Below are 7645 nucleotides of genomic sequence, written 5' to 3'. Positions count from 1 at the left end.
CTCTTGTTGACCACCAAATCAAAGAATTGGTGGGGGTTGTACTCTCCTTAATTACGAATTACGAATTACGAATTAGTAATTATTTGGTCATGGTAGCTAAAATTACTCCAACTTTTGCAGCATCCTGTTTGCTATTGTAAACTACGATTTTTGTGATTTGGTTGGTTGTATAAATGACATCGAAAACCTTATAGTATCAGCACTGCTTAAACCTTAACAGAACCGTATTGGGAACTGTGGGAGTTGGATTGGGTCTTTGCCAACGCAAGTTAATCGTAGCTAAATTAAATTTTGAGTAAATCAAACGAGAAAATAAATCATGAGCACACAAATTGGTACTCCTTTTTCTGACAACCTGTTGGGCGGTAGTGGAAATGATAATCTGCTTGGTCGCAAGGGCGATGATAATCTGTTCGGTGACGAAGGAAATGATAACCTGTTTGGCGGCAGTGGAAACGATAACCTGTTTGGCGGCAGTGGAAACGATAACCTGTTTGGCGGCAGTGGAAACGATAACCTGTTTGGTGGCAGTGGAAATGATAACCTGTTTGGAGAAAAGGGAGACGACGTAATATTTGGCAGTGCTGGTAATGACATTATCAGTGGTGGGGATGGCATTGACACGCTTGATTACACTGGTTTAGGTCAAGTAATTACTCTTTTTGCCGATCGTACAGAAAAGGGTGGTGGTCTTGGTAGCGATCGACCTTCAGAGCCTCCTAGTACAGAGATCATCATTGCTGATCCAGGTTTTATAAATGTTATCGATATTTCTGGTACAGATTTAGCATCTTTAATCGACTTGGGTGCAGAAAGATTTGATATTTTTAATGTTCCTGAGGCAATTACCATTAAAAACTTTGTCAATGTCATTGGCAGCAATCAAAATGACACAATTATTGGTAACGAACTAAATAACATACTCATCGGTGGCAGTGGTAATGATTTCTTAGGCGGTAGCGCTGGCAATGACATCTATGATGGAGGAGATGGCATTGATACACTTGATTACACTGGTTTGGGTCAAGCAATTACTTTTTTCCCTGATCGCATCGAAAAAGGAAATCTCGGCACTGATCGGGAAGTCGTTCCGACTGTAATTGAGATAGTTATAGGAGATGTTGGTTTCGCCAATACCATTAATGCTTCAAGTCTAGAAAGTCCTGTTTCTGTAAATGTTGACTTATCTAAAGAATCTTTGACTGGCGTTAGTATTTCAGGGGTTGTTAATAGCGTTGGCACTGTCAAAAATTTTGTCAATGTCATTGGTACAAAACAAAACGACACAATTATTGGTAACAAGTTAAATAACATAATCAATGGTTTCGGCGGTCGAGACACTTTATCCGGAGGTGCTGCTCAGGATACATTTGTTTTGGGAGAAAAGGGCAATGTTCTTTATCGCAATTCTGGTTTCGAGGACTTAGCTATCATCAAAGATTTTGTCTCTGGTGAAGACAAAATTCAACTAGCCGGTAACAGAAGTAACTATTCCTTCTTTAACCGGGTTTTAAAACTATTATCAATCAAGCCTTTTAGCTTGCTAAATAAATTTTTCTTACTTTTATTTCTTAGTTGCGTCTATTATCATCAGTAAATAGCTCATAAATTTTAAAAGCAATTAGTTTAAATCTATGTTTAAACTTAGTCCTGTAGAGAGAGGAAAGTTTTAGAACTGTCTACTAAAAAAGTATCAAATTGTCCGCCAATTTGAAGCATCTGAATTGATTTTTGCGCTTTGCAGATGCGGAATATTGGGAATTTAGACTGCAAACAATCAGAGGGGATTTGTTGTGAGATGTCGAAGGCTGCAATCATTGTTCCGCGATCGCTCGATCATTCTGCCCCCCGATAAACTCCCGCTGATTCATCAAGCAGCGATGTCTACGACGGGCTACGCCTACGCAATTTGCGATCGTCAGGATGGTCTATCCGATGGGCAAATTACCGATCCCAGAGTTTGCACTTTTAAACCTGAATCGCTCCGTTGTTCTGGCAATAGCGAACAAGCAAACTGTTTAACGACGGCTCAGATTGCAGTCGTCAATAAATTGTATGGGGGTGTGAGGGATCGCCAGGGGAGGTTACTTTATCCAGGCAGTCAAACGATTGGATCAGAACTTGCATGGGCAGGTTCTAGCATCGACACATCTGGAATGCCGCCCTTTGCAGCCCAGATTTCCAACAGCTATCTGAAATATCTCGCCTTTCCCAAGAGTCCCCCTGCATCCTTCTCTTACAAAGACTGGCAATTTACAGCTAAGGGTTTTGATCGGCTGCGTCCTCTAGGCAAAGTGTACAATGCCACCAATCCTAACCTCAAAGCCTTCCGCGATGGCGCTCCCGCGATCGCCTCTGGCGGGCGCGGTGGGAAACTTATTCTCTATCATGGGTGGTCTGATCGAGCGATTCCCCCTCAAGGCACGCTCGCTTACTATCAGGCTGTTCAAGATACAATGGGCGGTCTTACCAAGGTGCAATCGTTTGCCAGATTGTTTATGCTGCCTGGAGTGTATCACTGTCAGGGCGGAACCAATCCCAGTCGCGTGGATTGGCTCACACCGATTGTGGCGTGGGTTGAACAAGGCACTCCCCCCACTAAAATCATTGCATCTCAAACGGCTGCCAACTCAGCAAGTGGTGGGTTCAGCAATCCGACAGAAAGAGCAACGAGCAGCAATGCAACCATTATCAGAACAAGACCGATATTTCCTTACCCGATGCAAGCTAGGTATAACGGTAAGGGAAGCATTGACGATGCCGCAAACTTTGTCGGGGTAATGCCTTCCCAAACCCCAAATGATCGTATTGATTGGATCGGAAATGATTTGTTTCAGCCTCAGTAATCTTAGAAAGTTTTAATGTTATGGTGAGAGCGATCGCGACCTATTCCTGCAACCTACATTCATACTCGCCGACCCAAAGCCGTGAATGACTGAATCAGAGAATTGGAATTGAAGACGGTGCAGAGGCACACAACCACCGCAAAGTCGAATCGAACGCAGCAAATGATTAGCTCTACGAGTCTAAGTGTGACGATTTTAAACTAATATTGAATTCTTTTATCAAAAGTACCCAATACCTACCAAATCGGCGAAGTGTGCCAAATCCTTGTTAAAGACAATCCCGAACTCATACCATTTCACTTTAATAATGATACCAATATGCTGGTAGGGGCTTGTCTTTGCCCATGCGTGTCAACTTAACGTTAAAAGGGCGGTTATAAACCGCACGCCAGTTGCAACAAGAGTGGCTCGCCGCCCAACGCACTGGCTTGTCTACACGAGACAAAACCTGCCTCCGTGGGTTAAGCAATCAAAGATTTTGTATTAGTCCACGGAGGTGGACGAGAGCGAGAGTGCCGCGAATTCCCTGAGCCAAGGCAAAAGTAGACACCAATGGGCAATGCCATGCCCTTACGATAAATTTATATCTATCAGGATTTTCGTGAATTGGTATCAGGGGCAAGGGTGGGTGCTGGGCGATTGTCAGCGCAGTGAATGAGTTCAGTTGCACCGTGAGAATGTGGGATGGCGAGTACGCCGTTGGGTTACAGCACCTGAAGTCCTTTAACTACTTGTCGCAAGAGTGTGAGCAGATGCAGTTAATCAGCGATGCCTGCGGCGGGCTACGCCTACGCATCAGTCGGGTATATTCCAGTGCGTTGGAGGAGTCGGTGCAAAAGTTTTTGGAGATGCTGGGGAAGCTGAACCGATCTTACTTGACGGATTTGGAAGAGAAACTACTGACGGTTTTGGAGTTGCAAATCAGAGAATAATACAACAAAGAAACAATGCAACAGTGCTGTCAGTAACTTAAGATTCTGTAATAATTCTACCCAAATGCATTATGATTCTTAAAACTCCAGATAAATTGTTAAGATATTGCGATCGGGTTGCAAAGAGATCGGAAATACCATACTGTTTACCCAAGGTTTTGACAAACAAATAGCTGCTACCATTGGCGATCATGCCATACAGAGGTTGTTCTGGGTTGGGATGAATCGCCATGTAAGCTAATGTCTGGGGAATCGCTAATTCTAAATCAAAAGTCGTCTTTTTTGACTCAATTAGCACAATCCATAATTTACCTTGCAAAACTAAAACATCAATTCTGCCCCGTAAAATCTCATCATTATCTCCTTGTGCAACAATATCAACGGATACCTCGGTTTTAAATCTGTAGGGTGCTTGATAGAAACCTGCAAGTTCAAGTAATGGAGACAGCACGACCATTTTGACAGTTTCTTCTAAAAGACTTCCATCTGAGATTTGGTACAGATAGTTTTGTCTAACTTGCTCTAATCTTGTCTGCTCTGCTTCACTTAAAGCTGGTAAATCTGCCATCCATTCGGTAAAAAATTGACTATCACCACTTAGTCTTAACCCCAGTTTTTCCTCGACTTGGCGAAGGGTGGTAATTTTTTCTGCGATGGCTATGCTTATGGTCATGATTAAATTTACCTACTTGCCTAATATTAGGATAATTGAATTGAACCTATAACAGTTACTACAAAAGAGGGCTTACCAAGATGCCAAAAAAGAATCAAAGCATTTATCTTTGCTTTTACTTTCAAAAAAGCATTGTTATAGTCAGTAAGATTTTATACTATAAATTAAAAATCTATTTCTCGATTATGGGGTGACGTAACCGAAGAGTTTTTGTGCGATCGCATGACTCTCTGGGTGCTTCGCACCCAGAGCCGGGTAACACGCAACTTGGGTTAGTAGTCAGAGGTGACACAACAGGTATCTGTTTTGCTGTTGTGCCAGGAAATGCTCAGTTAGATTTAAAAGCCTTGGCGCGGATTTCAGGAAACCGCAAAGTTGAGACAGTTGCTCTCAAGGAAGTTCAGCCACTAACAGGATATATCCGTGGCGGTGTTTGATGAAACGGCAACCCTTTTTGAGCAGATTACTGTTTCTGGTGGAATGTCCAGAAATTGAGTGGGGTTATCAGTCGCTACCCTATGTAGGATATCATCTTATCGTTAGGTGATAAGTAGGTATGCGTGGATATTTATCCTTGAGACAAGGCAGCTATGCCAAAGGTAAGAGACTTTTAGGCGTTTTAGTTTTATTTACATAGTTATTTTTATTTGTACTCACCTACTTAGTTGCTTCAGTTCTGTCAATTTATATTTTTAATTGCTCATGCTTCCCCGCCAAGAAATTACGGATATGTTTTCAACATTCGTACAGATGGAAAAAGGCAGATTCAGCAAATGGTTGACCGATCCGAAACTGTATAGAAATATTCTAAATCACTTAGAGCATTCGTCATTAGCACTTAAATCAGAAAACTTTTGGGCGCTTTACTGGCAGAAGCAGTGGCGTTTTGGCTGCAATAATCTTGCTAGAATGCATTTGTTAGCTTATTTACAAGAACCTTGTTATTGGGCGGCTTCAAAAACAGTTGCTAAATTTTTTACTCTCAACCAATACCTGCTCGCTGATTACTTCCAAATGGCGATCGCAGAAGTTGAAACAATTCTTAAAGACTTCAACCCAGAAAAATCTTCTAGCTTAAAAGCTTATGCCATCATGGCAATGCCTAGTCGGTTGAAAGATATTTTACGTCAACGTAAGGAAGCTGATATTTGTACCAATTGGGCATTGTTACGCAAAGTGAGCAAAAAGCTGCTTAGTGAAGCTCTTACTGAAGCTGGATTATCACAAAGTACAATTGCTCAATATCGCTTGGCTTGGACTTGTTTCAACGAACTGTACATCCAAAATCAACCAGGAAATACCAGTCAGTTACCAGAACCGAATCGTCAACTTTGGGAAGCCATTGCCAACTTATACAACCATCAATGCCAAAACCAAATCACTCAACCTACTGGGCAACGCAACGCACAGACAATTGAACAGTGGTTAACTCAGACAGCTGTCTACGTGCGAGCTTATTTGTTTCCACCTGTGAAATCTCTAAATGCTTTCAAGCAAAATGATGACACGACAGTAATGTTTGAGCTGCCGGACCCATCCTCTGACTCACCAATGGCTGATATGATAGCCGAAGAGGATGTCCAAAATCGACAAAACCAAATATCTCAGATGTCTGCTGTATTGTTAAAAGCTTTACAGAACGTGGATGTAAAAACCCAAGAAGTACTTAAGCTTTACTACCAACAGGGACTTACTCAGCAGCAGATTATGCAACAGTTGCAGATGAGTCAGCCTACAGTGTCTCGCAGGCTGGTTAAAGGTAGGGAATCAATACTTGCAGTCCTAATTAAGTGGAGCCAGGATTTGAATATTTCTGTTAGTTCCAACCAAATTAAAGATATGAGTTTTGCTTTAGAAGAATGGTTGAGAAACCAGTATGGTGAGTACAACATAAATCCGTAGTTTTCACAAAGTAGTAAAAATGACTTGCGCGTCTGCAGATCCAAGAGAATGGTTGTCAGAAATATCACCAGCAATTCAGGCGCAATCCTGGCAGCAAAGCCAAGTTTATGCCACTCCTAGTAGTCGCTGGTGCGCTTACATAAATCTAATTTGTCTCCATACCTTCTTGGATTGGATCTCAACTGAAGATTTTCCTAAAGCAAGTGTTTGGTACAGTTTCCCTGGTACGCCAGCTTTCTGGGAATTTGTCAATGGCACAGCAATTTTGTTAGAGGGGAAGCGAGTCGTGCTAATCCCCAGTGAAGCAATTGATGATAGCGAGTTAGAAGTCCCTCAGGAATGGGTAGATATTCTTAGTTGGGCAGCAGACTACTATTTAGCAGTGCAAGTCAAACCGGATAGCGAGTGGGTAAGAATTTGGGGTTACACAACCCATGAAGAACTAAAATCTCTGGCTCACTATGATTCAGTGGATAGGACTTATTGTATAGATGCACGGCATTTGACAAAAGACCTCAATGCTTTCTCTTTGAGTTACCAATTTTGCAGAGGAGAAGAGATGAAAGCTGCTGTAGCTCCATTACCACAATTATCCACCGAGCAAGCAGAAAATCTTGTGCAACGGTTAGGCAATGCCTCTTTTCGTTTCTCTAGATTAGCAGTACCATTTAAAACTTGGGGAGCGCTACTAGAGAATGAGCAATGGCGGCAACGCTTGTACCAACAACGGCAGCAGCCACAATCTTCCCAAGTGCGAGTGAATCTCAGTTTTTGGCTAGAAGGTATATACGATAATGCTTGGGAAGCAATAGAAACATTTTTGCTTTTCAATTCCAACAGTCTAGCTTTTAATTTCAGGAGTAGCTCCGGGTTCGGTGTTGGTAGTATCAAACGAGCCAAGCTGATTGATTTGGGAATGGAAATGGAGTCTCAAAAAGTGGTGCTATTAGTTGCCTTAATACCAGAGGATAACCAACAAGTTAGTATTCGCGTGCAACTACATCCTGCCAATGGAGAATTCTATCTACCTGTTAATATCAAGTTAGCTTTACTTTTAGAATCGGAGGAAATCATTCAGGAAGTGCAAGCAAGAGAACAAGATAACTACATACAATTGAAACGCTTTGATGGAGAAGTAGGAGAATGTTTTAGCATCCAAGTTGCTTTTGATAGTTACCAGATTACAGAAAATTTTGTTATTTAGTTATTAGTCATTAGTCATTGGTCATTAGTCATTAGTCATTGGTCATCAATTTAAATAAATGACAAAGGACAACTGACAAAGGACAACT

7 protein-coding genes are annotated in these 7645 nt (G+C 41.8%); 6 read left to right on the top strand and 1 reads right to left on the bottom strand.

Going from position 1 to position 7645, the window contains the following annotated elements; all coding sequences use genetic code 11:
• Positions 1-319: 319 nt before the first annotated feature.
• The 3 genes from LC653_RS29500 (at position 320) to LC653_RS29490 (ending at position 3778) form a co-directional block, all read left to right on the top strand.
• The gene (locus tag LC653_RS29500; protein ID WP_229498200.1) at positions 320-1597 is read left to right on the top strand and encodes a calcium-binding protein; all 1278 of its coding nucleotides are present in this window, start codon (positions 320-322) and stop codon (positions 1595-1597) included.
• Between the two features lie 196 nt (positions 1598-1793).
• On the top strand, positions 1794-2846 hold the full coding sequence (locus LC653_RS29495) for a tannase/feruloyl esterase family alpha/beta hydrolase (protein ID WP_229498199.1): 1053 nt from the start codon (positions 1794-1796) through the stop codon (positions 2844-2846).
• Positions 2847-3496: 650 nt separating this feature from the next.
• Complete coding sequence (locus LC653_RS29490) at positions 3497-3778, top strand: hypothetical protein (protein ID WP_229498198.1); 282 nt, start codon at positions 3497-3499, stop codon at positions 3776-3778.
• 37 nt (positions 3779-3815) lie between these two features.
• Here the strand turns inward: LC653_RS29490 and LC653_RS29485 are convergent, their stop codons facing one another.
• Entirely contained in the window at positions 3816-4451 is a 636-nt protein-coding gene (locus LC653_RS29485; RefSeq protein WP_229498197.1) for a type I restriction enzyme HsdR N-terminal domain-containing protein, read from the bottom strand.
• A gap of 212 nt (positions 4452-4663) precedes the next feature.
• Between LC653_RS29485 and LC653_RS29480 the strand changes: the two genes are divergently transcribed.
• From LC653_RS29480 to LC653_RS29470, 3 genes are all read left to right on the top strand, one after another.
• Positions 4664-4888 (top strand): YbaK/EbsC family protein, encoded by a 225-nt coding sequence (locus tag LC653_RS29480; protein ID WP_229498196.1) that lies wholly within the window; start codon positions 4664-4666, stop codon positions 4886-4888.
• A gap of 292 nt (positions 4889-5180) precedes the next feature.
• On the top strand, positions 5181-6353 hold the full coding sequence (locus LC653_RS29475; protein WP_308189159.1) for a sigma-70 family RNA polymerase sigma factor: 1173 nt from the start codon (positions 5181-5183) through the stop codon (positions 6351-6353).
• A 19-nt stretch (positions 6354-6372) separates the two neighbouring features.
• Positions 6373-7557, top strand: a complete 1185-nt coding sequence (locus LC653_RS29470; RefSeq protein ID WP_229498194.1) for a DUF1822 family protein — start codon at positions 6373-6375, stop codon at positions 7555-7557.
• The last annotated feature ends 88 nt before the right edge of the window (positions 7558-7645 follow it).

Origin of the sequence: Nostoc mirabile CHAB5784 (genome assembly GCF_020829645.1) — a bacterium.
GTDB classification, from domain to species: Bacteria; Cyanobacteriota; Cyanobacteriia; order Cyanobacteriales; family Nostocaceae; genus Nostoc; species Nostoc mirabile.
Note: the sequence above shows the minus strand (reverse complement) of the source record. Positions and strands in the feature narration are given on the sequence as shown.

Coding starts and splice junctions, on each gene's coding strand:
- LC653_RS29500 (WP_229498200.1), top strand. CDS start 320: ATGAGCACACAAATTGGTACTCCTTTTTCTGACAACCTGTTGGGCGGT.
- LC653_RS29485 (WP_229498197.1), bottom strand. CDS start 4,451: ATGACCATAAGCATAGCCATCGCAGAAAAAATTACCACCCTTCGCCAA.
- LC653_RS29475 (WP_308189159.1), top strand. CDS start 5,181: ATGTTTTCAACATTCGTACAGATGGAAAAAGGCAGATTCAGCAAATGG.
- LC653_RS29470 (WP_229498194.1), top strand. CDS start 6,373: ATGACTTGCGCGTCTGCAGATCCAAGAGAATGGTTGTCAGAAATATCA.